Source organism: Streptomyces sp. TRM68367, from assembly GCF_014495685.1.
In the GTDB taxonomy this organism is placed as follows: domain Bacteria; phylum Actinomycetota; class Actinomycetes; order Streptomycetales; family Streptomycetaceae; genus Streptomyces.
Genome location: NZ_JACTVI010000025.1, coordinates 1 through 22,993, shown reverse-complemented (window position 1 = coordinate 22,993; position 22,993 = coordinate 1). Strand labels below are relative to the sequence as shown.

The 22,993-nt window shown below is 72.1% G+C and carries 20 protein-coding genes and 2 tRNA genes; 4 read left to right on the top strand and 18 right to left on the bottom strand.

Translation table 11 applies throughout. The features are described 5' to 3' along the window. Window positions 1–25: 25 nt before the first annotated feature. The 5 genes from H8R17_RS18365 to leuS form a co-directional block, all read right to left on the bottom strand. On the bottom strand, window positions 26–2,545 hold the full coding sequence (locus H8R17_RS18365; protein WP_316959447.1) for a ComEC/Rec2 family competence protein: 2,520 nt from the start codon (window positions 2,543–2,545) through the stop codon (window positions 26–28). Between the two features lie 140 nt (window positions 2,546–2,685). Further along, window positions 2,686–3,771 carry a helix-hairpin-helix domain-containing protein gene (locus tag H8R17_RS18360; protein ID WP_399476902.1) on the bottom strand — a complete coding sequence of 362 codons (1,086 nt, stop codon included), beginning with the start codon at window positions 3,769–3,771 and terminating at the stop codon, window positions 2,686–2,688. Between the two features lie 350 nt (window positions 3,772–4,121). After that, window positions 4,122–4,967, bottom strand: a complete 846-nt coding sequence (locus H8R17_RS18355) for a DegV family protein (protein ID WP_187824290.1) — start codon at window positions 4,965–4,967, stop codon at window positions 4,122–4,124. A gap of 72 nt (window positions 4,968–5,039) precedes the next feature. Next, complete coding sequence (locus tag H8R17_RS18350; protein WP_187824289.1) at window positions 5,040–5,828, bottom strand: hypothetical protein; 789 nt, start codon at window positions 5,826–5,828, stop codon at window positions 5,040–5,042. A gap of 212 nt (window positions 5,829–6,040) precedes the next feature. After that, on the bottom strand, window positions 6,041–8,917 hold the full coding sequence (gene leuS / locus H8R17_RS18345) for a leucine--tRNA ligase (RefSeq protein ID WP_187824288.1): 2,877 nt from the start codon (window positions 8,915–8,917) through the stop codon (window positions 6,041–6,043). A gap of 596 nt (window positions 8,918–9,513) precedes the next feature. On the opposite strand from leuS, the gene H8R17_RS18340 reads away from it, so the two are divergent. The 3 genes from H8R17_RS18340 to H8R17_RS18330 are packed head-to-tail and all read left to right on the top strand — an operon-like array spanning window position 9,514 to window position 12,693. Beyond that, a complete protein-coding gene (locus H8R17_RS18340) occupies window positions 9,514–10,752 on the top strand; it encodes a cytochrome b/b6 domain-containing protein (RefSeq protein ID WP_187824357.1) in 1,239 nt (412 codons plus the stop codon). Then, window positions 10,749–12,362 carry an NADH-ubiquinone oxidoreductase-F iron-sulfur binding region domain-containing protein gene (locus H8R17_RS18335; RefSeq protein WP_187824287.1) on the top strand — a complete coding sequence of 538 codons (1,614 nt, stop codon included), beginning with the start codon at window positions 10,749–10,751 and terminating at the stop codon, window positions 12,360–12,362. Before H8R17_RS18340 ends, H8R17_RS18335 begins: the two co-directional genes overlap by 4 nt. 55 nt (window positions 12,363–12,417) lie before the next feature. Then, window positions 12,418–12,693 carry an alpha/beta fold hydrolase gene (locus tag H8R17_RS18330; protein ID WP_187824286.1) on the top strand — a complete coding sequence of 92 codons (276 nt, stop codon included), beginning with the start codon at window positions 12,418–12,420 and terminating at the stop codon, window positions 12,691–12,693. Window positions 12,694–12,811: 118 nt separating this feature from the next. Here the strand turns inward: H8R17_RS18330 and H8R17_RS18325 are convergent. The 10 genes from H8R17_RS18325 to H8R17_RS18280 form a co-directional block, all read right to left on the bottom strand. After that, window positions 12,812–12,884, bottom strand: a tRNA-Ala gene (locus H8R17_RS18325). A gap of 123 nt (window positions 12,885–13,007) precedes the next feature. Beyond that, window positions 13,008–13,241, bottom strand: coding sequence for a hypothetical protein (locus H8R17_RS18320; RefSeq protein WP_003976229.1), 234 nt, complete (start codon window positions 13,239–13,241; stop codon window positions 13,008–13,010). A gap of 3 nt (window positions 13,242–13,244) precedes the next feature. After that, window positions 13,245–13,418, bottom strand: a complete 174-nt coding sequence (locus H8R17_RS18315) for a hypothetical protein (RefSeq protein WP_187824285.1) — start codon at window positions 13,416–13,418, stop codon at window positions 13,245–13,247. A 287-nt stretch (window positions 13,419–13,705) separates the two neighbouring features. Continuing rightward, window positions 13,706–13,778, bottom strand: a tRNA-Ala gene (locus H8R17_RS18310). Between the two features lie 140 nt (window positions 13,779–13,918). Further along, entirely contained in the window at window positions 13,919–14,584 is a 666-nt protein-coding gene (locus tag H8R17_RS18305) for a histidine phosphatase family protein (RefSeq protein WP_187824284.1), read from the bottom strand. After that, window positions 14,581–15,027 carry a ribosome silencing factor gene (gene rsfS / locus H8R17_RS18300; RefSeq protein ID WP_187824283.1) on the bottom strand — a complete coding sequence of 149 codons (447 nt, stop codon included), beginning with the start codon at window positions 15,025–15,027 and terminating at the stop codon, window positions 14,581–14,583. Before rsfS ends, H8R17_RS18305 begins: the two co-directional genes overlap by 4 nt. Window positions 15,028–15,154: 127 nt before the next feature. Continuing rightward, the gene (locus H8R17_RS18295) at window positions 15,155–16,888 is read right to left on the bottom strand and encodes a LytR C-terminal domain-containing protein (protein WP_187824282.1); all 1,734 of its coding nucleotides are present in this window, start codon (window positions 16,886–16,888) and stop codon (window positions 15,155–15,157) included. A 25-nt stretch (window positions 16,889–16,913) separates the two neighbouring features. Further along, window positions 16,914–17,654 carry a nicotinate-nucleotide adenylyltransferase gene (gene nadD, locus H8R17_RS18290; RefSeq protein ID WP_187824281.1) on the bottom strand — a complete coding sequence of 247 codons (741 nt, stop codon included), beginning with the start codon at window positions 17,652–17,654 and terminating at the stop codon, window positions 16,914–16,916. 83 nt (window positions 17,655–17,737) lie between these two features. Beyond that, window positions 17,738–17,902: a hypothetical protein gene (locus H8R17_RS18285; protein ID WP_187824280.1), complete on the bottom strand. Its 165-nt coding sequence runs from the start codon at window positions 17,900–17,902 to the stop codon at window positions 17,738–17,740. Window positions 17,903–18,032: 130 nt separating this feature from the next. Further along, complete coding sequence (locus H8R17_RS18280) at window positions 18,033–18,185, bottom strand: hypothetical protein (RefSeq protein ID WP_187824279.1); 153 nt, start codon at window positions 18,183–18,185, stop codon at window positions 18,033–18,035. Between the two features lie 113 nt (window positions 18,186–18,298). Between H8R17_RS18280 and H8R17_RS18275 the strand changes: the two genes are divergently transcribed. Next, window positions 18,299–19,402 carry a M48 family metallopeptidase gene (locus H8R17_RS18275; protein ID WP_262505334.1) on the top strand — a complete coding sequence of 368 codons (1,104 nt, stop codon included), beginning with the start codon at window positions 18,299–18,301 and terminating at the stop codon, window positions 19,400–19,402. 183 nt (window positions 19,403–19,585) lie between these two features. On the opposite strand, the gene H8R17_RS18270 is transcribed toward H8R17_RS18275, so the two are convergent. From H8R17_RS18270 to H8R17_RS18260, 3 genes are all read right to left on the bottom strand, one after another. After that, on the bottom strand, window positions 19,586–20,689 hold the full coding sequence (locus H8R17_RS18270) for a hypothetical protein (RefSeq protein WP_187824278.1): 1,104 nt from the start codon (window positions 20,687–20,689) through the stop codon (window positions 19,586–19,588). A 110-nt stretch (window positions 20,690–20,799) separates the two neighbouring features. After that, window positions 20,800–21,456 (bottom strand): hypothetical protein, encoded by a 657-nt coding sequence (locus H8R17_RS18265; RefSeq protein ID WP_262505333.1) that lies wholly within the window; start codon window positions 21,454–21,456, stop codon window positions 20,800–20,802. Window positions 21,457–21,509: 53 nt separating this feature from the next. Continuing rightward, window positions 21,510–22,796: a glutamate-5-semialdehyde dehydrogenase gene (locus tag H8R17_RS18260; protein ID WP_187824276.1), complete on the bottom strand. Its 1,287-nt coding sequence runs from the start codon at window positions 22,794–22,796 to the stop codon at window positions 21,510–21,512. Window positions 22,797–22,993: the final 197 nt, after the last annotated feature.

Genomic DNA, 22,993 nt, shown 5'->3' with positions numbered 1-22,993 from the left:
CCCAGTCTGCACAGATCCCATGCCCTCAGTCTCGCGCCACCCGCAGCTCCGCGCCCGCCCCGGCGACCGCCAGCGCCCCGTCCCGGTCCGTCCGCAGCACCACGGCGCCCCCGGCGCGCAGGGCCACGAGCGTGCTGGGCGCCGGATGCCCGTACGGGTTGTCCCGGCCGCACGAGATCAACGCCAGCCGCGGCGCCACCCGGCGTATCAGGTCGGGTTCCTGGTACGCCGAGCCGTGATGGGCGACTTTCAGCACGTCCACGCCCGCCAGCTCCGCCGCCGCGGGCGATCTCGCGAGCGCCTGCTGGGCCGGGGGTTCGAGATCCCCGAGCAGCAGCAGCCGCAGCCCGGCCGAGCGGACCAGCAGGGTGACACTGGCGTCGTTCGGTCCCTCCGGTGCGGGCGCCGGGTCCGGCGGCGGCCACAGCACCTGCCAGGACAGCGCGCCGGTGCGCCGCCGCTCCCCGGCGACGGCACGGGTGACGGGGATACGCCGGGCCGCCGCCTGTCTGCGGACGAACTCGGCCTGTCCCACGGGTTCCTCGTGGCCGGTCGTCTCGATGGCGCCCACCGTGCGCCCGCGCAGCACGCCGGGCAGCCCCGCCACGTGGTCGGCGTGAAAGTGGGTGAGCACGACCAGCGGGACCCGGGTGATGCCGAGGGAGCGCAGGCAGTGGTCGACGAGCCCCGGATCGGGTCCGGCGTCCACGACCACTCCGGTACCTTCGCCCGCCGCGAGCACCAGCGCGTCGCCCTGCCCCACGTCGCACATCGCCAGCCGCCAGCCCGGCGGCGGCCAGCCCGTGATCAGCCGGGTCAGCGGCGGCGGCTGCACCACCGCCGACACCAGCAGCAACCCGCACGCGGCACACCACCAGGGATGCCTCAGCAGCCGCCGGCCGACGAGCAGCACGGCGAGGGTCACCAGGGCGAGCAGCGCCGCCCCGCCCCAACTGCCCGGCCAGTCCACTCCCCCGCCAGGCAGCGCGGCCCCGGTCCGGGCGACACCGGCGATCCACTCGGCGGGCCAACTCGCGCACCACCCCAGCGCCTTGGCCACCGGCATCGCCACCGGCGCCGCCGCCAGCGCGGCGAAGCCCAGCACCGTGGCCGGCGCGAGCGCGAACTCCGCGAGCAGATTGCACGGCACCGCCACCAGGCTCACCCGCGCCGACAGCACCGCCACGACCGGCGCGCACACGGCCTGCGCGGCCCCTGCCGCGGCCAGCGCCTCCGCCCACCGTGGCGGAACTCCGCGCCGGCGCAGCGCCCGGCTCCAGCGCGGCGCGAGCGTGAGCAGGGCGCCGGTGGCCAGGACGGAGAGCAGGAAGCCGTAGCTGCGGGCCAGCCACGGGTCGTACAGCACCAGCAGCAGGATGGCCGTGGCCAGTGCCGGGATCAGTGATCTGCGGCGTCCGGTGGCGAGCGCGAGCAGCGCGACGCTGCCGCAGGCCGCCGCCCGCAGCACGCTCGGGTCGGGCCGGCACACCACGACGAAGGCGAGCGTGAGGCTGCCGCCCAGCAGCGCGGTGGTGCGCAGCGAGATGCCGAGCCGGGGCGCCAGGCCGCGCCGCTCGACCCGCTGCGCCAGACCGGGCGGCCCGAGAAGCAGGGCGAGCATGATCGTGAAGTTGGCGCCGGAGACGGCCAGCGTGTGCGCGAGGTCGGTCTCCTTGAAGGCCTCGTCCAGCTCCGGAGTGATCCGCGAGGTGTCCCCGACGACCAGCCCCGGCAGCAGCGCCCGCGCGTCCGTCGGCAAACCGTCGGTGGCCTCGCGCAGCCCGGCCCGCAGCCGGCCCGCGAGCCGCTGCGGCCCCGACGGCTCCCCCACCACCCGGGGCGCCGCCCGGTCCCGTACCCGCAGCACGGCCGCGACCCGGTCGCCGCCCACCGCAGGGGGTGCCAGCCGCGCGGTGACCCGCAGCCGGGTGGAGGGCAACAGGCCGAGCCAGGGCGAGCGTTCGGACAGTTGCGGGCCCTCTTCGGCAGCTGTGGCCCACGCACCGGCGTCGACGATCATCAGTACCGGCACCCGCGTGACCGCCGCCGTCCCGCCGGCCTCCTCCACGCGCCGCACGTCGGCCTCGATCAGCACCGCGGTCGGCGCCACACGGTTCCCGGTGACCCGCGGCCGGCTCAGCCGCGCATCGGAGGTCACCTCGACCTCGGCGGTCACGGTGGCATACTCCCGCGCCAGCCCCGGCACCGGCCCACGCCGCAGATCCGCCCCGTGCAGCCCGGCCGAGGCCGCAGCCGCGGCGGCACACAGCAGCACGGCGGCCACGGACACACGCGGCCAGGTACGCGCGGCGGCACGGGCTCGCTCGCCTGCCCCACCCCGTGCACCACGCCGCCGTACCACCAGCAGTACGCCGGCCGCCGCCAGGCAGACCACCACGACACCGGTGACCCAGCCGGGCGGGGCGTCCAGCGTCAGTGCCGCCGTCGCCCAGGTCGCCAGCGCGGGCGGTACGAGGCGGAGGTCCGTCGGTCCCTCCTGCCGTGGGTGTGCCGACCCGAGCCGCTTCCCGGAGGCGATGTGCACGGAGCGCCGCGCCCGCGTCCGACTGCTGTCAGCGACCGTGGCGGGGTCGGGCGGCGTCGTGGATCCCGGCGTCTCCCGGCGCTCGTTGTCCACGGCCGGGGCGCCCGGCAGCGCGTGTCCCGGCGGCTCGGGTACCCGGCTCATGGCCGCACCAGGTTCCGCAGGTCGGCGAAGCGGCGGTCGCCGATGCCGTTGACCTCGCGCAGCTCGTCGACCGAGCGGAAACCGCCGTGCTGGGTGCGGTAGTCGATGATGTGCCGGGCCAGCACAGGTCCGACGCCGGGCAGGGTGTCGAGCTGGTCCACCGTGGCCGTGTTGAGCGAGACCGGCGCCGCGGGCACCGCTCCCGCCGCCGATCCGGCGGGACCGGCAGGGCCTCCGGCTGCCGTGCCGCCCGTACCGGAGCCGGCGGCGGGAGCCGGACCGCCGACGATCACCTGCTCGCCATCGACGAGGAACCGGGCGCGGTTGAGGCCGTCGGTTTTCGTGCCCGGCCGCACCCCGCCGGCCGCGCGCAGGGCGTCCACCACGCGCGAACCGGCCGGCAGACGATGGATCCCGGGCTCGCGCACCTTCCCGCTGACGTCCACCACGATCTCCGGCCCGGGCGTGCCCGTGGCCGTGGGCGGACCGGTCGGCGTGCCCGCCCCGCTCGCCTTGCCGGCCCGCTGCTCCCCGTACGGCGCCGCCGCCCGCACCACCTCCGGCGCGCGCACGGACTGGGTCCGGCCGGACCAGAAGTGCTGCACGGCGAACACCGCGGCGACGACGAGCACCACGGTCAGGGCGAGCACGCTCCGCCGCTCCAGCCCGCACCTCGCCTGCAACCACACCGGCATCCGCTCCCGCAGCGCCAGCCCGGCCTTCCGCCTCCAGTCCGCCCCCGCCGCCCGATCGGGCCTGGCGTCCAGGCCGTCCTTGACGTCGCCAACGCCTCCGACGCCCCCGACGCCCCCGACGCCCTTGACAACTCGGCCATCCCCAGCGACCCGAGAGTCCTCACCGTCCTGCGCGCCGGCAGCGGTTCGCGAGCCCTCTGCGGTCCGGACGCCCCCTGCAACCCCAACGCCCGCGTCGTCCTCGGCCCACCGAACCCCGTCCGAATGCAGCACGTCGTCCGGATTCCGCACCGCGACCGGATGCCGCACCCCGACCGGACGGCGTACCTCACCCGGCGGCCCCGTCCCCGACTCCCGCCACTCCCCGCCACGTTCGGCGAAGATCACCTCCGAGCGGCGGCGGAGTTCGTCCGCCGACGCGCGGCGACGCCGTGCCCGTACGCCCCGAGGAGCGTGCGGACGGCCATGACGGGTGCGGACGTCGGACCCGGGTCCACGGCCCGGTCCGCTCGTCGCGGAAGCTGTGCGTGAACGTGATCGAAGTGCCATGCGACGAGGATCGGACAGCCCGGCACATCCGCGATGATCTTGGTCAAGTTCCGTGGACCAGCACCCAGTTGTGGATAACTCCGCCCCTCATGTGGGTGACGGCCCCCTGGGCAGACCCTGGGCAGACCTGGGCAGCCCCCTGAGCAGACCTCCGGGCAGCGCCCCGCACCACCACCCCTGACCCTCCGTCACCGAGGCGAAACCACAACCCCCAGCAACCCAGGCCCCGTATGCGCCCCGATCACCGCCCCGACCTCGCTCACATGCAGATCCGCCAACCCCGGCACCCGCCCGCGCAGCCGGTCCGCCAGAGCCGAGGCCCGGTCGGGGGCGGCGAGGTGGTGGACGGCGATGTCGACGGGCGCACTGCCCGCGCGGTCGGCCGCGATCTCCTCCAGCCGGGCGATCGCCCTGGACGCCGTCCGCACCTTCTCCAGCAGCTCGATCCGGCCGCCGTCGAGTTGCAGCAGCGGCTTCACGGCCAGCGCCGAACCGAGCAGCGCCTGCGCGGCACCGATCCGGCCGCCCCGGCGCAGATAGTCGAGGGTGTCGACGTAGAAGTAGGCGGAGGTGCCCGCGGCCCGCTTCTGCGCGGCCGTGACCGCCTCGTCCACCGTGCCGCCCGACTCCGTCGTCTCCGCCGCGGCCAGCGCGCAGAACCCGAGCGCCATCGCGACCATGCCGGTGTCCACCACCCGCACCGGCACCGGCGCCTCGCGCGCCGCGACGACCGCCGCGTCGTGCGTACCGGACAGCTCGGCGGAGAGGTGGAGGGAGACGATGCCGGTGGCGCCGGTTTCGGCCACCTTGCGATAGGTCTGCGCGAAGAGCTCGGGGCTGGGCCGCGAGGTGGTCACCGGGCGCCGTTTCTGCAGGGCCTGGGCCAGGGACCGGGTCGAGATCTCGGTGCCCTCCTCCAGCGCGCGGTCGCCCAGGACCACGGTCAGGGGCACTGCCGTGATGCCGTGACGCTCCATCGACCGGGCCGGCAGGTAGGCCGTTGAATCGGTGACGATCGCGACATGGCGGGACATGAGCTGGAGGTTACCTGGCGTATCGCCCGCGCGGCAGTCCGCCCCCTGTGCGCCGGTGCGCGCGTGGCTGGGTCAAGTGGTGCTCTCGGGGCGGGTCTTTTTCTGCCAGGGGTAGGTCGGCCGGGGTGCCGGCGGGGTGATGGCGGGCCGCGTCGGCTCCTCCACCGGGCTCTGCTGCGAGGGCTCCCGCCAGGTCTGCCCGGCCGCCGGGCTGTCGGCGGCGGGGGCCTCGGGCCAGGGCGGCGGCGTCGGCACGGACGGCGGCGGGGCGGAAGTGGAGGACGAGGAGGACGTCTGCGCCGGCGGCGGGGGCTCCTCGGTCGTCCAGTGCCGCAGGGCTCCGGCCTCCATGTCGATCTGGGCGCTCAGCGTGTCCAGATCGTCGTCGGCGAAGCGGCGCGCGCGGTCGCGGGCCGCCCAGCGCAGTGTGTCGGCAGAGCCGGTGATGCGCTCGGTGCGCTCGCGCAGGCCGGGCAGCCGCTCGGCGAGCGCGGTGCGGTCCGGCTCGGCCTCCAGGCGGCGCAGTTCGTCGTCCAGTTCGTGTCCGTGCGCGCTGAGGCGCTCGAAGAGGCCGAGGGACTCCTTGAGGGACTCGTCCTCGGCGACGGCCGCGTGCAGCGCGTCCTGGGTGGCGCGCATCGAGCTGCGCAGTTTCAGCCGCAGTTGGGCGATCTCGCCCGCCGGGCCGGGCTGGGCGAAGGACTTGGCCCGCAGGGTGTGGTCCTCGACTGTGCGGCGGGCCTGGGTGATGCTGCGGTCCACGCTGCGCTTGGCCGCGCCGACCACCTTCACCGTGGCGTAGGCGCCGAGCACGACGAAGAGCACGAAGAGCAGGGCGAACACTGCGATCACTGCTTCCACCAGCTCCTCCTCCGGCCACCAAGGGCACCATCACGTCGCTCTTCCACGGTAAACGCAACGGGCAGGTTCGGAGTTCCGAGAGAACCCCGAACCTGCCCGTACGAAGACCCGCACCATCCCCTAGGGGACCGGCCACCCGACCGACCAACCGCCCGACCACCTCGGGGCACGCGCCCCCGAGCCCGCGGGCCGACCAGGCCCCACTGGGCCAACTAGGCCGGCACGATGTTCACCAGCTTCGGCGCCCGCACGATCACCTTGCGGATCCCGGCCCCGCCCAGCGCGGCGACGACCTTCTCGTCGGTCAGCGCGACCTTCTCCAGCTCGTCCTCGGAGATGGCGGGCGAGACCTCCAGGCGCGCCTTGACCTTGCCCTTGACCTGGACCACGCAGGTCACCGTCTCGTCGACGACGTACGCCGGGTCCGCCACCGGGAAGTCCTGGTGGACGACCGAGTCCGTGTGGCCCAGCTTGCGCCACAGCTCCTCGGCGATGTGCGGCGCCAGCGGCGCGACCATCAGCACCAGCGACTCGGCGACCGGGCGCGGCACCGGGCGGCCCGTCTTGGTCAGGTGGTTGTTCAGCTCGGTGACCTTGGCGATGGCGGTGTTGAACCGCATGCCCTCCAGGTCCCCGCGCACCCCGTCGATCGCCTTGTGCAGGGCGCGCAGCGTCTCCTCGTCGATGTCGGCGCCCTCGGCGTCGACGACGGTGACGGCGCCGGTCTCCTCGTCGACGACGTTGCGCCACAGCCGCTGCAGCAGCCGGAACTGGCCGACCACCGCGCGCGTGTCCCACGGCCGCGACACGTCCAGCGGGCCCATGGCCATCTCGTACAGGCGCAGCGTGTCGGCGCCGTACTCGGCGCAGATCTCGTCCGGAGTGACCGCGTTCTTCAGGGACTTGCCCATCTTGCCCAGCAGTCGGGTGACCTTCTCGCCGCCGTAGTAGTAGGCGCCGTCGCGCTCCTCCACCTCGGCGGCCGGCACCGCGATGCCGCGGCTGTCGCGGTAGACGTAGGCCTGGATCATGCCCTGGTTGTACAGCTTGTGGAACGGCTCGGCCGAGGAGACGTGCCCCAGGTCGTGCAGGACCTTGGACCAGAAGCGCGCGTACAGCAGGTGCAGCACGGCGTGCTCCTGGCCGCCCACGTACAGGTCGACGCCCCCGTGCGGCTGGCCCTCGCGCGGGCCCATCCAGTACTGCTCGATCTCCGGGTCGACCAGCTTCTGGTCGTTGCGCGGGTCCAGATAGCGCAGTTCGTACCAGCAGGAACCGGCCCAGTTGGGCATGGTGTTGGTCTCACGCCGGTACCGCTTCGGACCGTCGCCCAGGTCCAGTGTGACGTTGACCCAGTCCTCGTTGCGCGACAGCGGCGTCTCGGGCTCGGTGTCGGCGTCGTCCGGTTCGAAGGTGCGCGGCGAGTAGTCCTCGACCTCGGGCAGCTCCAGCGGCAGCATCGACTCGGGCAGGGCGTGCGCGACGCCCTCCTCGTCGTAGACGATCGGGAAGGGCTCGCCCCAGTAGCGCTGACGGCTGAACAGCCAGTCGCGCAGCCGGAAGTTGACCGTGCCCTCGCCGATGCCCTTGCGCTCCAGCCACTCGGTGATGCGCGCCTTGGCCTCGGCTACGGGCAGGCCGTCCAGGCTGACCTCGTCGTTCGCCGAGTTGGTGATCTTCGCGTCGTACGCCGCGAAGGCGTCCTCCCACGTCGAGGTGTCGGTGCCGCGGCCGTCGGTCGGCTCGACGATGCAGGGGATCGGCAGCTCGAAGGCGCGCGCGAACTCGAAGTCGCGCTGGTCACCGGCCGGGACGGCCATGATCGCGCCGGTGCCGTAGCCCATCAGGACGTAGTCGGCGATGAAGACCGGGATCTTCTCGCCGTTGACCGGGTTGGTGGCGTAGGCGCCGATGAAGACGCCGGTCTTGTCCTTGGCCTCGGCCTGGCGCTCGACGTCGGACTTCGCGGCGGCCTGCGCGCGGTAGGCGGCGACGGCCTCGGCGGGACTCGCGTGGCCGCCGGTCCACGCGTCGTGCGTGCCCTCGGGCCAGGCGTCCGGGGTGAACTTCTCGACCAGCGGGTGCTCGGGCGCCAGCACCATGTAGGTCGCGCCGAACAGGGTGTCCGGACGGGTGGTGAAGACCGTGATGCGCTCGCCGTCGATCGGGAAGTCGACACGGGCACCCTCGGAGCGGCCGATCCAGTTGCGCTGCTGCAGCTTGATGGCCTCGGGCCAGTCCAGCTCCTCCAGGTCCTCCAGCAGCCGGTCGGCGAAGGCGGTGATGCGCATGTTCCACTGGCGCAGCTTGGCCTTGAAGACCGGGAAGTTGCCGCGCTCTGAGCGGCCGTCGGCGGTGACCTCCTCGTTGGCCAGCACGGTGCCCAGGCCCGGGCACCAGTTGACCGGCGCGTCGGAGGCGTAGGCCAGCCGGTACTCGCCCAGGAGGTCGGCCTGCTCGGCGACGCTCAGCCCGCTCCAGGAACGGCCGCCGGGCACGGCGCGCCCACCGGACTCGAACTGGGCGATCAGCTCGGAGATCGGGCGGGCCCTGCGGGCCTCCTCGTCGTACCAGGAGTTGAAGATCTGCAGGAAGATCCACTGGGTCCACTTGTAGTAGGCCGGGTCGATCGTGGCGAACGACCGGCGCTTGTCGTGGCCCAGGCCCAGCCGGCGCAGCTGGACGGTCATGTTCTCGATGTTGGCCTCGGTGGACACGCGCGGGTGCGTGCCGGTCTGCACGGCGTACTGCTCGGCGGGCAGGCCGAAGGCGTCGAAGCCCAGGGTGTGCAGGACGTTGTGGCCGGTCATGCGGTGGAAGCGGGCGAAGACATCGGTGGCGATGTAGCCCAGCGGGTGGCCGACGTGCAGGCCCGCACCGGACGGGTAAGGGAACATGTCCATGATGAACTTCTTGGGCCGGGCGACCAGCCCGGGCTCGCCCGCCAGGTCGCCGCTGGGGTTGGGCGCCTCGTAGGTGCCCTCGGCGTCCCAGAAGTCCTGCCAGCGTGCCTCGATCTCGGCCGCCATGGCGGCCGTGTAGCGGTGCGGCGCCGCCACCTCGGCGGCAGCGGGGTTCGTCTCGCTCATGATCCTCAAAGCTCCATCGATCGTCTCTGCCGGGCGGTATGACGTTCAAGAAACGAAAAATCCCCTCGCACAGGAGGGGACGCCGCGCCGATTCCGACCACCCGTCTCACCCGGGGGTCGGGACTGATCAGCGCGGCCCGCTAAGCAGAGGGCGTACGGCACGCATGGCGTCAGGGTACCGCAGCGCCGGAGCGTACCGCGACGGGCTTCCGGGTCGGGGCCCGGTATCGGGCCCGCTAGATGAACGGCCGGGCCGTTCCCCCCGTACGTCGGGGTATGAAGACGTCGAAAACGTGAACAAGGTTCAAATGTTACTTCGCGTAACGGCCACTAAGGGACACCACGAGCCTCCGGCGGCCCGTAGATAACAACGCAATAACTCAAACCTCGTACCCATCGGTATGGAGCCGCTTAGAGTGCGGCAGCGGGACCGCTTTCCCGAACTGCTCGGAGTTGCCCCCCATGAACCCTCGTCTCAACAACAGCCCGCCACCCGCCCCGGGCCAGCCGGCCCGCGCGGCGGCGCCGGCTGCCCCCTTGCTGGTCATACCCCTCGTCGCGCTGCAGGGAGGTGCGTCGTGACGACGGACAGCACGATGGACGACACGTTCGCGAACTTCCTCAACTTCGGCGTGGGCGTCCTGTCGCTCGTGTGTCTCAGTGCCTCGGTGATCTGGGGGCTCGTCGCCCAGGACCGGGTCCTGCTCGACACCCGCCAGCGGATCCTGGCCCAGGCGGTGCACCGCACGACCGCGGTCGCCTCGATCGTCTTCCTCCTGGTGCACATCGGCGTCAAGCTGGTACTGGAACACACCTCGTGGATCGCCGCGCTGATCCCGTTCGGGCTGCTGGCCACGGACGAAGCCGCCTGGGGCCGGGCCTTCCTCATCGGCCTCGGCACCCTGGCCGGCCTGCTCCTGCTCTTCGTGGGCGTCACCGGCGCCATGCGCAACCGCTTCGCCTCCCCGGCGCCCGTCGCGGCGCGCTGGCGGGCCATGCACATGCTGGCCTATCCGGCCTGGTGCGCGGCGCTGGTGCACGGCCTCTACGCGGGTCGCGCGGCCAAGCCGGTCTTCATGATCCTCTACGGCCTGTCCGTGGTCGCGGTCATGGGCGCGCTCGCCCTGCGCACGGCGCCCCGTCCGATCAAGCGGACGGTCGCCGACCGGCTCGCCTCGCTCCTCGGCACCGAGGAGCTGCCCGGCCGGGAGGCGCTGGAGGAGAGCCGGGCCCGCGCCGCCGAGTCCGCGCTGCCGGGCTACGAGAACCAGCGCCCCGACTGGTCGCGCCCGCAGACGCCGTCCGCGCCCCTGTACGAGCCCGCGGAGCGCCTGTCCCCCACGGACACGGGCAGCTTCCCCTCCGTCGAGTCCACGGGCGGCTTCGCTGCCGCCTACCGTGCCGTGTCGGCGCCCCCGCGCGCCCAGCAGCAGCCCGCCGCCGCGCAGCCCTTCAGGGCCGACCAGACGCGCATCGACCTGCCGCTGGACATGCAGCCCACGGAGTCCATGCCGCGCGGCGACGGCGGCGGCAGCACCTCGGGCAGCTGGCCGATCCCGTCCCCGCCGCCCGTCGGCGAGGCGCCCCCGTCGGCGTACGACCCGCTCAACGACACCGGATACAACATCCCGGTCTACGGCAATGCGGGTGCATCGGGCTACGGGTCGAGTGATGTGTACGACACCGGTGAGACAAACGCCGTCTACGACACGTACAACCCGAATGACACGTACAACAGCGGTCCCGCCACTGACACACTGCCCGGCGCCTCCTACGACTTCGAGGCACCGGGTTCGGGCGAACCTTGGAACACGCCTTCCGGAGGCTTTAAGTGAACGAGGCCCTGCCCGACGTCCCCGAGGTCCGCGTCGTCGGCCTTCCGCAGCTGACGTCGGGCTTCGACCTTGTCGAACGACTTGACCTGCCCATGCACCTGAAGGTGCACGGGCCGCTCGAACCCATGGGTGGCGAACAGCTCGCGCAGCTCGCCGAACGCATCAACCTCAAGGGCCGCGGCGGCGCGGGCTTCCCGTTCCACAAGAAGCTGCGCTCGGTCGCCGAGTCGGCGATCAAACGCGGCGTACGCCCGGTCGTGGTCATCAACGGCAGCGAGGACGAGCCCGCCTGCCGCAAGGACACGGTGCTCATCAACCGTGCCCCGCACCTCATCCTGGACGGCGCGCTGCTGTGCGCGGAGGCGCTGGGTGCCCGCACGCTCGTGGTGGGGGTCACCCGTGAGTCCACGCAACGGTCCATGGAGGCCGCGCTCGCCGAACGCGGCCTGAGCAACGGCCGCAGATCGGCACTACGCGCGCGTGTGCAGCGCAATCCCGTGCGCATGGTCACCGGTGCGGCCGCCTCGCTGATCCGCTCCATCGACGGCGGCCCGGCGATCCCGCCCGGCCGCAAGATCAGCGCCTCGCAGAGCGGCGTCGGCGGCGCACCCACGCTGCTGTCCAACGCCGAGACCTTCGCCCAGCTGGCGATCGCCGCCCGCATCGGCCCGGAGCGCTACGGCAACACCGGCCTGTACGACGAGCCCGGCACCGTCATGCTCACGGTGTCCGGCGCGGTCGCCCGCCCGATGGTGATCGAGGTGCCGACCGGGGTACCGCTGCGCTACGTCCTGCAGCTCGCCGGCGCCCCGCCGGTACCGCAGGGCGTACTGACGGGCGGTTACCACGGCAAGTGGATCGACTCGGCGACGGTCAACGAGGCGATCGTCTCGCGCAACTCCCTGGACGCCGTGGGCGGTTCGCTCGGTGCCGGCGCGATTGTGCCGATCAGTCAGGAGACCTGTCCGCTGGGCGAGTCGCTGCGGGTGGCGCAGTGGCTGGCGGAGGAGAGCGCGGGCCAGTGCGGCCCCTGCTATCTCGGTCTGCCGGCCGCCGCGCGCGGGTTGGAGGACATCCTGGGCGGCGGCGGCCCGGCCGCCCTGGAGGCGCTCAAGCAGGTCGCCAAGAACGTCAAGCGGCGCGGCGCGTGCTCGCACCCGGACGGCTCGGCGATGTTCCTGGAGTCGACCATCAAGGCATTCACGGACGACCTGGCCGCGCACGTCCTCGGAAACGGCTGCGGGCGGCCCGTGGAGGGCGTTCTGCCGCTGTTCGAGGACGGCAAGGCCCCGACGGGCATCCCGGGCGGCGGAGCGGCCGGGGAGTACGGCCCCAGCCGCCAGAAGATCTACGTCGACTGGACGCTGTGCCGGGGCCACGGCCTGTGCGCGGACATCCTGCCGGAGGTCTTCCAGATGGGCGCCGACGGCTTCCCGACGGTCGCCCAGGCGCAGATACCCCCGCACGCCGAGGCGAAGGCGATGCGCGCGGTGCGGCGCTGCCCGGCGCTCGCCCTGCGCATCGAGGAGGACACGCGCGGGCAGCAGCAGTCCCGCAACAACCTGCCGGTCCTGTCCCAGGGCCGGGGCCGCCGCGCCCTCGGCCGCTGACGTCCCCGCACACAAGTAAGGGGCCGCCCGCTGAGCGGGCGGCCCCTTACACGCCGTGAGCATCGGGACGGGCCCGGCGCTGGTCCTGCTGCACGGCCGCGGCCCGGACCACCGCAGCCTGCTGCCGCTGGCCCGGCTGCTGGCCGACGCCACCGAAGTCCTGCCCGACGTCCGCGGCTACGGCCGCTCGGTCTGCGCCGATCCCGCCCGCCACACGTGGGCCCAGTACGTCGCGGACGTCGTCGCCCTGCTGGCCCACCTCGGCCTGGAACGGGCCGTGGTCGGCGGCACGGGGCTCGGCGGCACCGTCGCCCTGCGGGCCCCACGCTGATCGTGCCGGGCGCCGACACCCGGCGCTCCGGTCCTTCCTCGACCGCCTCTGACGCCCTGACAGCCTCCGGAAACGGGAAGATCCCGCCGGGTCCGGAAGACCCTGCGGGATCTGCTTGTGGAGCTAAGGAGAATTGAACTCCTGACCTCCTGCATGCCATGCAGGCGCTCTACCAACTGAGCTATAGCCCCTCGCGATGGCCGCCCGGTCTCCCTGGCAGCGACGCCAACATTACACGGTCCACCCGGCCCAACACCAAATCGTTTCCGTTCCGGGCGGCCACGACCAGGACTGGCGGCCTCGCGTCGCCGGGGTCAGGCGGTGACGAACGAGTAGAACCGTTTGAGCGTGCAGTGCTCTTCGAGGAGACGGCCGTAGATCGGCTCGCCCTCCAGTTCCCGGTACGTCTCGATCGGGTCGCCCTTTATGATCAGCGCCCGCGCGCACTCCTCGCACCAGTACTGGTAGTCCGGATTGACCGGCTCCATGTCACGGACGATCGGCGTACCGCTGCCGCACCAGTCGCACTTTCGCCTGTGTGCACCCATCGATCAGCTCCAGCTGTGGCCGCAGGACGTGCACACGTAGGAGATTCCGCCGTTGTCGCCGAGCACTTGGGCCACATGGACGGAACCGCAGGAAGGGCAGAGGAGACGGGTCACCGTATCCCGTACCAACGCCGCACCGAGGAGGTGGCCGACCTCCTCGGAGATGCTCGCAGGCATCGCTACTCCCTCCCGTCGGGCCGCGCCCCCTTCCGGCCGTTTGATTCTGCCACGACCGGACCAATACGGTCAGCGACGCCTGCGTACCAGTCCGGACACGGCAGCCTTCCGGCCATGGCGTCTCCGCACGCCAAGAGGGCCCTGCGCAGACGTATACGCCTCCGGGGGGCCTTGTGACTCAAGTCGGAGGGGCAAGAGTTCGGCCGACTTGTCTCCGGCACCCCCAACGCGGCTGCCCTGTACGCGAAGAGCCGGTACGGAATCCGTACCGGCTCTTTTGTGGTCTGTGGAGCTAAGGAGAATTGAACTCCTGACCTCCTGCATGCCATGCAGGCGCTCTACCAACTGAGCTATAGCCCCTCGCATGCGGCGGAGCCGCATGTTGTTTCGCCTCCCGCCTGGCCGGGCGAACAAGAAGAACTTTAGCCTGCGACCTGCCGGAAAGTGAAATCCGGCCCCCGCCGCGACCGCCCGGCCCGGTCCCCCGCACCGCGCCCCGCTCAGTCGTCGTCGCCGAGCACCGGCTCCGGCAGCGTGCCGGCGTTGTGTTCCAGCAGGCGCCAGCCGCGGGCGCCCTCGCCGAGGACGGACCAGCAGCAGTTGGTCAGGCCGCCGAGGCTCTCCCAGTTGTGCGGGTCGAGGCCGAGGAGGCGGCCTATGGTGGTGCGGATCGTGCCGCCGTGGCTGGCCACGACGAGCGTGCCGTCGTCGGGCAGCTTCTCGGCGTACCGGAGCACGACCGGGGCGGCGCGGTCGGCGACCTCGGTCTCCAGTTCGCCGCCGCCGCGGCGCACGGGCTCGCCGCGCTTCCAGGCGGCGTACTCCTCGCCGTGCCGGGCGATGATCTCGTCGTGCGTCAGGCCCTGCCAGACGCCCGCGTACGTCTCGCGCAGGCCCTCGTCGAGGGTCACGTCGAGGCCGGTGAGCGCCGCCAGCTCGGCGGCCGTGTCGGCGGCGCGCCGCAGGTCGGAGGCGACGATCGCGTCGGGGCGCAGTGAGGCGAGCAGCCGGGCGGCGCGGCGGGCCTGGGCGGCGCCGGTCTCGGTGAGCTCGACGTCGGTGGTGCCCTGGAAGCGGCGCTCCACGTTCCACGCGGTCTGGCCGTGCCGCCACAGGATGACGCGGCGCCCGCGGCCGGCCTTCACGGCCTCACTGATGGTGCTCATCGCCACTCACCGTCCAGCTCCGCCGCCTCCTCCGCCTCCTGCTGCCGGGCGTGCTCCTCGGCCTTGCCGCGGGTCGCCCTGGCGTCGGCGGGCAGTTCGACCTGGGGGCAGTCCTTCCACAGCCGCTCGAGGGCGTAGAACACGCGCTCCTCGCTGTGCTGGACGTGGACGACGATGTCGACGTAGTCGAGCAGGACCCAGCGGGCCTCGCGGTCGCCCTCGCGGCGCACCGGCTTGGCGCCGAGCTCCTTCTGGAGCCGTTCCTCGATCTCGTCGACGATCGACTTGACCTGGCGGTCGTTGGGCGCGGAGGCCAGCAGGAAGGCGTCCGTGATCGACAGGACGTCGCTGACGTCGTAGGCGACGACGTCGTGTGCCAGCTTGTCGGCGGCCGCCTGGGCGGCGGTGGTGATGAGCTCGAAAGAGCGGTCGGTAACGGTCACTACGAAGCTTTCGGTCGGGAGCATGTAACGGCTGGGGTGTGGGAGCCCGTGGCGCAGCCACTATTGTCGCGGACCCCACATATTGCAGCCCGTCGGCGGTCTGTTGACTACAAGGGTCTCACGGCGGCTAGGGCGAGGACGGCTCGTAGTCCTGGCCGAGGACCACCGCGACGTCCGCGCTCCCCGGCACCGTGCCCTTGGTGACAGCGCTGGTGGGCAGGCCCAGGGTCTTGGCGACCTCGGTGGCGTTCTGCTTCTCGGCGGCGTCGCCGTACAGCACCTCCGTCCTGGCGGAGGCGGACGCCGTGCCGCCCTCCAGGAAGGTGAAGCCGCCGTTGACCAGCACGACCCGGGCCTTCTCGGTGTTGTCCTTCACCCCGCTGGCGTTGCGCACGGAGACGCTGACCGCCGCGTTCTTGTCGGGGCTCTTCGCGGTGCCGCCGAGGATGTCCTTGACGACGCCGGCGCTGGCCTGCGCGCTGAGCGTGCCGTCGCTCTGCACGGGCAGCAGGGCGGTCTTGTAGTCGCCGCCCTTGGCGAGGTCGGACAGCCGCGCCAGGAAGGAACCGAGGTCGCGGTCGGTGAGCGAGGGGTCGAGGATCTGCGCGAGTGTCTGGATGGTGGTCGTCGCGCCCTGCGGGTCGGAGGAGATCTTGCGCAGCACGCCCTGCATGACCTGCCCGAATCGCTCCAGCTGGGCGTTCTGCGGCTCGCCGGAGGCGCGGTAGGTGGCGTAGGCGACGGCCATCTTGCCGCTGAGGGTCTGCTGCTTGCCCTTGTTGACCAGGGGCGCCTCGCCCTTCTTCTTGGCGGCCGGGTCGGGCACGTCGGCGTTGGTGTCGACCTCGATGCTGCCGACGAGGTCGACGAGGTTCTGCAGGTAGGGGGTGTCCAGCCGCCAGGTGCCCTCGATGTCGGTGCCGAGGGCCGTGTCGAGCTCGCTGCGGGTGCCGTCGGAGCCGTCGTCCTCGACGGACTTGGCGAGCGTGGTCGTGCTGCCGTCGTCGCCGGTCAGGGCGAGCGAGTTGGGCAGCAGGACGGTGGTGCCCTGCTTGGTGGTGGTGTTGTCGACGAGCAGCGCCGTGGAGGTGCCGCCGTTCTTGGTGTCGTGCAGGTGGACGACGATCACCTCCCGCTTCTGGGCGCCGGCGGCGGTCGCGGTGCCGGCCTTGGAGCCGCCGGACGACAGGCCGGGCAGCTTCCCGGCGTACCAGAGGTAGCCGACGCCGCCGGCCGCGGCCAGCGCCAGCACGACGACCAGGGCGACGACCCGGTTGCGGGCGCGGCGCTTGGCCTCCTCGCGGCGCTCGGTGCGGTTCTCGGTGAACTTCAGCCAGTCGATGACGTCCTCGGACTCGCCGTCCGGTTCCTCGACGAAGGCGAACTGCTCGGTGTGGTACTCGCGTTCGGTCCGCTCCACGCCCGTGTCCCGCTCGGGCGGGCCGGGCTGCTGCGGGATGTGCGCGGCCTGCGCGGTCTGCTGGACGGGCCGCTGCTGCCCGCCGGCCGCCGGCCGGTCGTAGGGGTCGTCGTACGACGGGGCCGCCGCGCCGCTCTGGTGTGTGCCGGTGGCGTACGGGTCATGCGCCGGCGTCGGGGGCGGCTGCCGGCCCGTGCCGTAGGGGTCGTACGGCGGTGCGGGCTGCTGGGTGCCCGTGGTGTACGCGTCGTAGCCGTAGCCCTGCCGGCCGTTCTGCTGTGCGTACGGGTCGTACGGCTGCTGTGGCCGCTGGTGCTGCGCCGGGGCCTGCCGGTACACCGGCCGACCGTACTCGTCGTAGCCGACGAGTTCGTACTCGCCGTACTCGCCCCCGTAGCCTGACTGGTCGCCCCCGTACCCCGCGTCGTATCGGTCGTTCACCGGTGCCCCTCTCGGCTCGCTCGCCTCACTCGCCGCGGTACAGCTGGCGTTTGTCGATGTAGCGCACGACTCCGTCGGGCACCAGATACCAGACGGGTTCGCCCTTGGCGACTCTCGCACGGCAGTCCGTGGAGGAGATGGCGAGGGCGGGGACCTCGACGAGGGAGACGCCGCCCTCGGGGAGGCCGGGGTCGGTCAGGTGGTGGCCGGGCCGGGTCACGCCGATGAAGTGCGCGAGCGAGAACAGCTCCTCGCTGTCCCGCCAGGTCAGGATCTGGGCCAGGGCGTCGGCGCCGGTGATGAAGAAGAGGTCCGTGTCCGGGTTGAGGGCGCGCAGGTCGCGCAGGGTGTCCACGGTGTAGGTGGGGCCGCCGCGGTCGATGTCGATGCGGCTGACCGAGAACTGCGGGTTCTCGGCGGTCGCGATGACCGTCATCAGGTAGCGGTCCTCGGCCGGGGAGACGGAGCGGTGGATCTTCTGCCACGGCTGGCCGGTGGGGACGAAGACCACCTCGTCGAGGTGGAACTGCGCGGCGACCTCGCTGGCCGCCACGAGGTGACCGTGATGGATCGGATCGAAGGTGCCGCCCATGACGCCCAGGCGGCGCTTGCCCGCGTTCGCCGGGCCGCTGCTCGGTCCGTCGGCACGGCCGGGCTCCGGGGCCGGGTGGCTCCGGGTGCCGCTGGCCGTGTCCCGCGGCGCGCCCTGCGCCGTGCCCTTCGGCGTTTTGTTCGCCGGGCCGGTAGGCATGTCCTGCTCTCCCATGCGTGCAGACCCTACCGGCCCGGCCTGGGCGCTCCGGCCGCCAGATCCCCCCTGGGGCACCCCATTGAGGGCATCGGCGCAGGTCAGCGGTCGCGGTTGAAGCGGGTGGTGATCCACAGCATGAGCAGCAGGATCAGGAGCGCGCCGCCGCCGGTGACGTAGGGGCTGAGGCTCTGGTGGTTGCCGCCGTGCTCCTCGCCCTCGGCGGCGAGGGTGAACAACTGGGCAGCGGTGCTGTGGAAGCTCATCTTCGGCAGGACCTATCCGGTGTGGGCGGGATAAAGACGTCGGCTCATCGTAAGCGGGCGCCACTCGGGCGATCACGCCGACTCCCGCCGTTGGCGCCCGGGAGCGCCGCCGGGGAACCTTTCCGGTGTCTCATTCGTCCTTCCGGCTGTAGCCCCGCAGCAGGAACCACGCGGTGAACGCACAGCCCACGACCATCACGATCAGGACGACCCGGAGCAGATTCCCCGGCCCTTGCCGCTCGGCGGCCTCGATGAGCCAGGTGGCTGCGGGGTTGTGCTCCATGGCGGGGACTCCGTTCCGTGTGCTGCCCGTCCACGGTATCTCCGCCTAGGCTGGGCACAGCTCGGGGGACGCAAAGGGCCGCACAAGAGGCTGTAAAGGCCACACAGACGCACATGGGGGACGACATGTCCGACGGCCACGAGCACAACGGGCACGAGAACGTGCCGAGCAGGCAGCGCAGGCGCTTCCCCGGAATCTCCTCGCGCGCGTACGAGCATCCCGCCGACCGCTCCGCGCTGGTGGCGCTGCGCAAGCTGAGCGGTTTCGACACGGTGTTCAAGGCGCTCAGCGGCCTGCTGCCGGAGCGCAGTCTCAGGCTGCTGTTCCTGTCCGACTCGGTGCGCGTCTCGGACCAGCAGTTCGCGCATCTCAACGACATGCTGCGGGACGCCTGTTACATCCTGGACCTGGAGAAGGTCCCGCCGATGTACGTCAACCAGGATCCGCAGCCGAACGCGATGTGCATCGGCCTGGACGAGCCGATCATCGTCGTCACGACGGGCCTGGTCGAGCTGCTCGACGAGGAGGAGATGCGGGCGGTCGTCGGCCACGAGGCGGGGCACGCGCTGTCCGGGCACTCCGTGTACCGCACGATCCTGCTGTTCCTGACGAGCCTCGCCGTCCGGGTCGCGTGGATCCCGCTCGGCAACATCGCGATCATGGCGATAGTGACGGCGCTGCGGGAGTGGTTCCGCAAGTCGGAGCTGTCCGCGGACCGGGCGGGGCTGCTGGTCGGGCAGGACCTCGAGGCCTCGATGCGGGGCCTGATGAAGATCGCGGGCGGCAACCATCTGCACGAGATGAACGTGGACGCGTTTCTGGCGCAGGCCGAGGAGTACGAGGCCGGGGGCGATCTGCGCGACTCCGTGCTGAAGATCATGAACGTGCTGCCGCGGTCCCACCCGTTCACCACCGTGCGCGCGGCCGAGCTGAAGAAGTGGGCCGCCTCCCGGGACTACCAGCGGATCATGGACGGTCACTACCCGGGTCGGGACGAGGACAGGGACACCTCGGTGCGGGACTCCTTCCGGGAGTCGGCCTCGCACTACGCCACGCATGTGAAGAGCTCCAAGGACCCGCTGATGAAGCTGGTCACCGACATCGCGGGCGGTGCGGGGGATCTGGGCGACCGGGTGCGGCGCGGGTTCGGGGGCTTCACTAGTTCGACGCCGAGGGATGAGTCGCCGAAGGACCAGCCGCCGCGCGACGAGGAGTGAGCGGGCGGGTCGGCATGGGTTGCGGCGAGTTCGGCACCGCCGGGCCGCGCGGTCGTGTTGATCGCCGCTGCGGCGGGAAGTGGTGAGCGGCGCAGAAACAGGCGGGCGGTACGGGGGCGGGCCGTCGGACCTCCGGCCGGACGTCAGGCCCTCTCAGCCGGACGTCAGGCCCTCGGCCGCGCGTCAGGCCCTCGGCTGGGCATTGGCCGACAGGGAGCCGCACAGGGCCGTGGCGCTGTCCGTGGCGTAGGGGTTCGTGCCGGCCGGGCCGCCGGTCTTGGGGGTTTGGCCGGCGAGCAGCGGGCGCAGGTGGTTCGCGGAGTCCTCGGCGCAGGACAGGGGGCCGGCCTGGACGTAGGAGACGATCAGCTGGGCCTGGTGGAGGCGCAGGTCGTCGCGGTCGAAGCGGAAGTGCAGCTCGCGGCGGACGGTGAACAGCGACGCCTCGGTCTTGGCCGCCTCGGCCTTGTCACCGGCAGTGGCCCCACCCCCCGTGTCCGGCGGGCGCAGGGCGTACACGAAGGTGTGGTCCGCGGTGACCTCGAGGGTGGACGAGTCGGCCTCGGCGGCCTGCAGTGTGCCCTGGACCCGGATCTTGCGGTCGGCCAGCTCGGCGCGGGACGGGTCGAAGCGCACCAGCCAGCCGGTCGGCGCGTGCCGTCCGTCCACGGCCGGATGCTCGAAGCTCTGGTCGAACTGAGTGAGCTGGTCGGGATCGAGCAGCACCCGCACCCCGCGCACCTCCCCGCCGCCGAGCACCGTCGGATCCAGCGCGGACTTCACGATGTAGTCCTTGACCGTGGTGAGCGCGGACATGACCTGGCTGTCCGAGAAGTGCGCGGTGCGCCGCGCGGCCGGCAGGGTGATGCCCTCGGCGCCGATCCGGAAGTCCGCGGCCGGGCTGTTGGCGTACAGCTTCTCGGGGTCGGCGGCGCCGGGTACCGCGCTCTGCGGCGCGAGCGGGATGACGGTCATCCGCAGCGCCTCGGCGGGCTTCTGCGCGGCGGGCGTCTGGTAGGGGTGCCGTACGCCCATGTAGATCGCCGTGCCGAAGGCGACGGCGACCAGCACGACGAGGATCAGCGCCTGCCGGGACAGCCCGCGGCGCAGCGGCGGGCGGCGCCGTACGGCGGGCGCGTGGTCGGCCATGCGCTCCTGCGCGGAGTACTCCTGGAGGCGGGCAGCACGGACGAACGATTCGTCGAAGACGACGGATCGGTACTCGTCCTCACCACCTCCGGGGGCGCCCTCGGGTGTCCCCTCAGGTGGATCTCCAGGCCCTCCCATATCTTCAGGGTAGGTCGCCCGAGGCTCCGGTAAACGCCCTGCTACACGACAAGTTCTGACAGGTTCTCACCAGAACCGCAGACCGGCCGGCGGGCTCCTGCGGGGGCTGATCAGGGGTTGCGCGGTATCACCGGGACGGCCGGCGGGGAGTACTCGGCGGACGCGGAGGGGCTGGCGCCGCCGCCCTGTTCGAGGCCGGTGGAGGCGGGCGGCGTGGGGACCTGGTCGCGGCTGCCCTCGGAGGAGGCGCCGCGATACACCGCGGCGAAGGCCAGCGCGACCATGCCTACGCCCATCACGAGGGCGAGCATCCAGGCGACGGGGCGGTGCCAGCGGACCTGCCTGCCGTACGGCCCCGGGGCGTAGCGCCGGTCGTAGCCGTAGACGTCGTCCGGATCGTCGAGTTCCGGATCATGGCCGAAATCGTCGTGGTCGTCGTGATCGTCGGGGCCGTAGCCGTCGTCGTAGCGCTCGCCTCTCGCGTGGGAGCGGCGCGCTTCGGCCTCGGAGGCCTCGGCTCGCGCCTGGGCGGCGGCCAGGAGGCGTTCGACGGCGGTCGGCTCGTGCACCGTGGCCGCGCGTACGAAGGCCTCGTCGAAGACCACGGAGGCGAACTCTTCGTCCGACACCCCGCGGTCGTGGTCGTCGTCGGGCTCCCAGCCGTCAGGGAACGGCGTGCCCCCCACGTCCTCCGGCACGCCTCCAGAGTAGACCTGAGGGTTCAATTTGGGCAGACGGTATGGAAATTCATCCGCCAAGTGAGCCATCTTTCATCCGGCGCACAAGGCCGCGAGCATCCTCGCGCACCGCCCGCGCCCCGTCAGCGCCTTACGTGCCCGTCCCCGGTGACGATGTACTTCGTGCTGGTCAGCTCGGGCAGCCCCATCGGGCCGCGGGCGTGCAGCTTCTGCGTGGAGATGCCGATCTCCGCGCCGAAGCCGAACTGGCCGCCGTCGGTGAAGCGGGTGGAGGCGTTGACCGCGACGGTCGTGGAATCCACCAGCTGGGTGAAGCGGCGGGCCGCCTGCTGGGAGGTCGTGACGATGGCCTCGGTGTGGCCGGAGGTCCACAGCCGGATGTGCTCGACGGCCTTGTCGAGGGAGTCGACGACCGCCGCGGCGATGTCGTGGGAGAGGTACTCGGTCTCCCAGTCCTCGGCCGTCGCCTCGACGACGGCCGCCTTGGCGTCCTTGGCGTAGGCCAGCACCCGTTCGTCGGCGTGCACGGTGACCCCGGCATCGGCGAGGGCGTCCAGGGCGCGCGGCAGGAACTCGGCGGCGATGTCCTGGTGGACCAGGAGGGTCTCGGCGGCGTTACAGACGCCGACCCGCTGGGCCTTGGAGTTGATCAGGATCTCGACGGCCATGTCGAGGTCGGCGTGGGCGTCGACGTAGACGTGGCAGTTGCCGGTGCCGGTCTCGATCACCGGGACGGTGGACTCCTGGACCACCGCGTTGATCAGCGAGGCGCCGCCGCGCGGGATCAGCACGTCGACCAGTCCGCGGGCGCGCATCAGCTCGCGCACGCTCTCCCGGCTCTCCCCCGGCACCAGCTGGACGGCGTCCGCGGGCAGCCCTGCCCCGCCGACGGCGTCGCGCAGCACCCGCACCAGCGCGGTGTTCGACTCGTACGCCGAGGAGGAGCCGCGCAGCAGCGCCGCGTTGCCGGACTTCAGGCACAGGGCGGCGGCGTCGACGGTGACGTTGGGCCGGCCCTCGTAGATGATCCCGACGACGCCGAGCGGGACACGGACCTGGCGCAGGTCGATGCCGTTGGGCAGGGTCGAGCCGCGCACCACCTCGCCGACCGGGTCGGGCAGGGCGACGATGTCGCGTACGTCGGAGGCGATCGCGCGCACCCGCTCCGGGGTGAGCGTGAGCCGGTCGATCATGCCCTCGCTGGTGCCGTTCTCGCGGGCCCTGGCCACGTCCTCGGCGTTGGCCTCGACGATCTCACTCGTACGGACCTCCAGCGCGTCCGCGATGGCGAGCAGCGCGTCGTCCTTCACGGCCCGCGGCAGCGGGGCGAGGTCGGCCGCTGCGGCCTTGGCGCGGTAGGCGGCCCGGGTGACCGGGGACATGGAGTCGTACGGCGAAAGCGTGGTCATGAGGGAAGCGTAATGCGCCCGAGGCCGGTGTCCGGCCGTTGTCCCACGTCCCGAGACAGAACCGATACGCCCCCCTTTGCTCCGCGAGAGCGGCGCCGGTTCAGGCGTACTAGAACCAATGCCGTGTAGTTAGGGCTTGCCGGGAAACAAGCCGTGGCTTCGGGCCTTGGTCCTCGTTGTTGTGGTATGGGGAGACC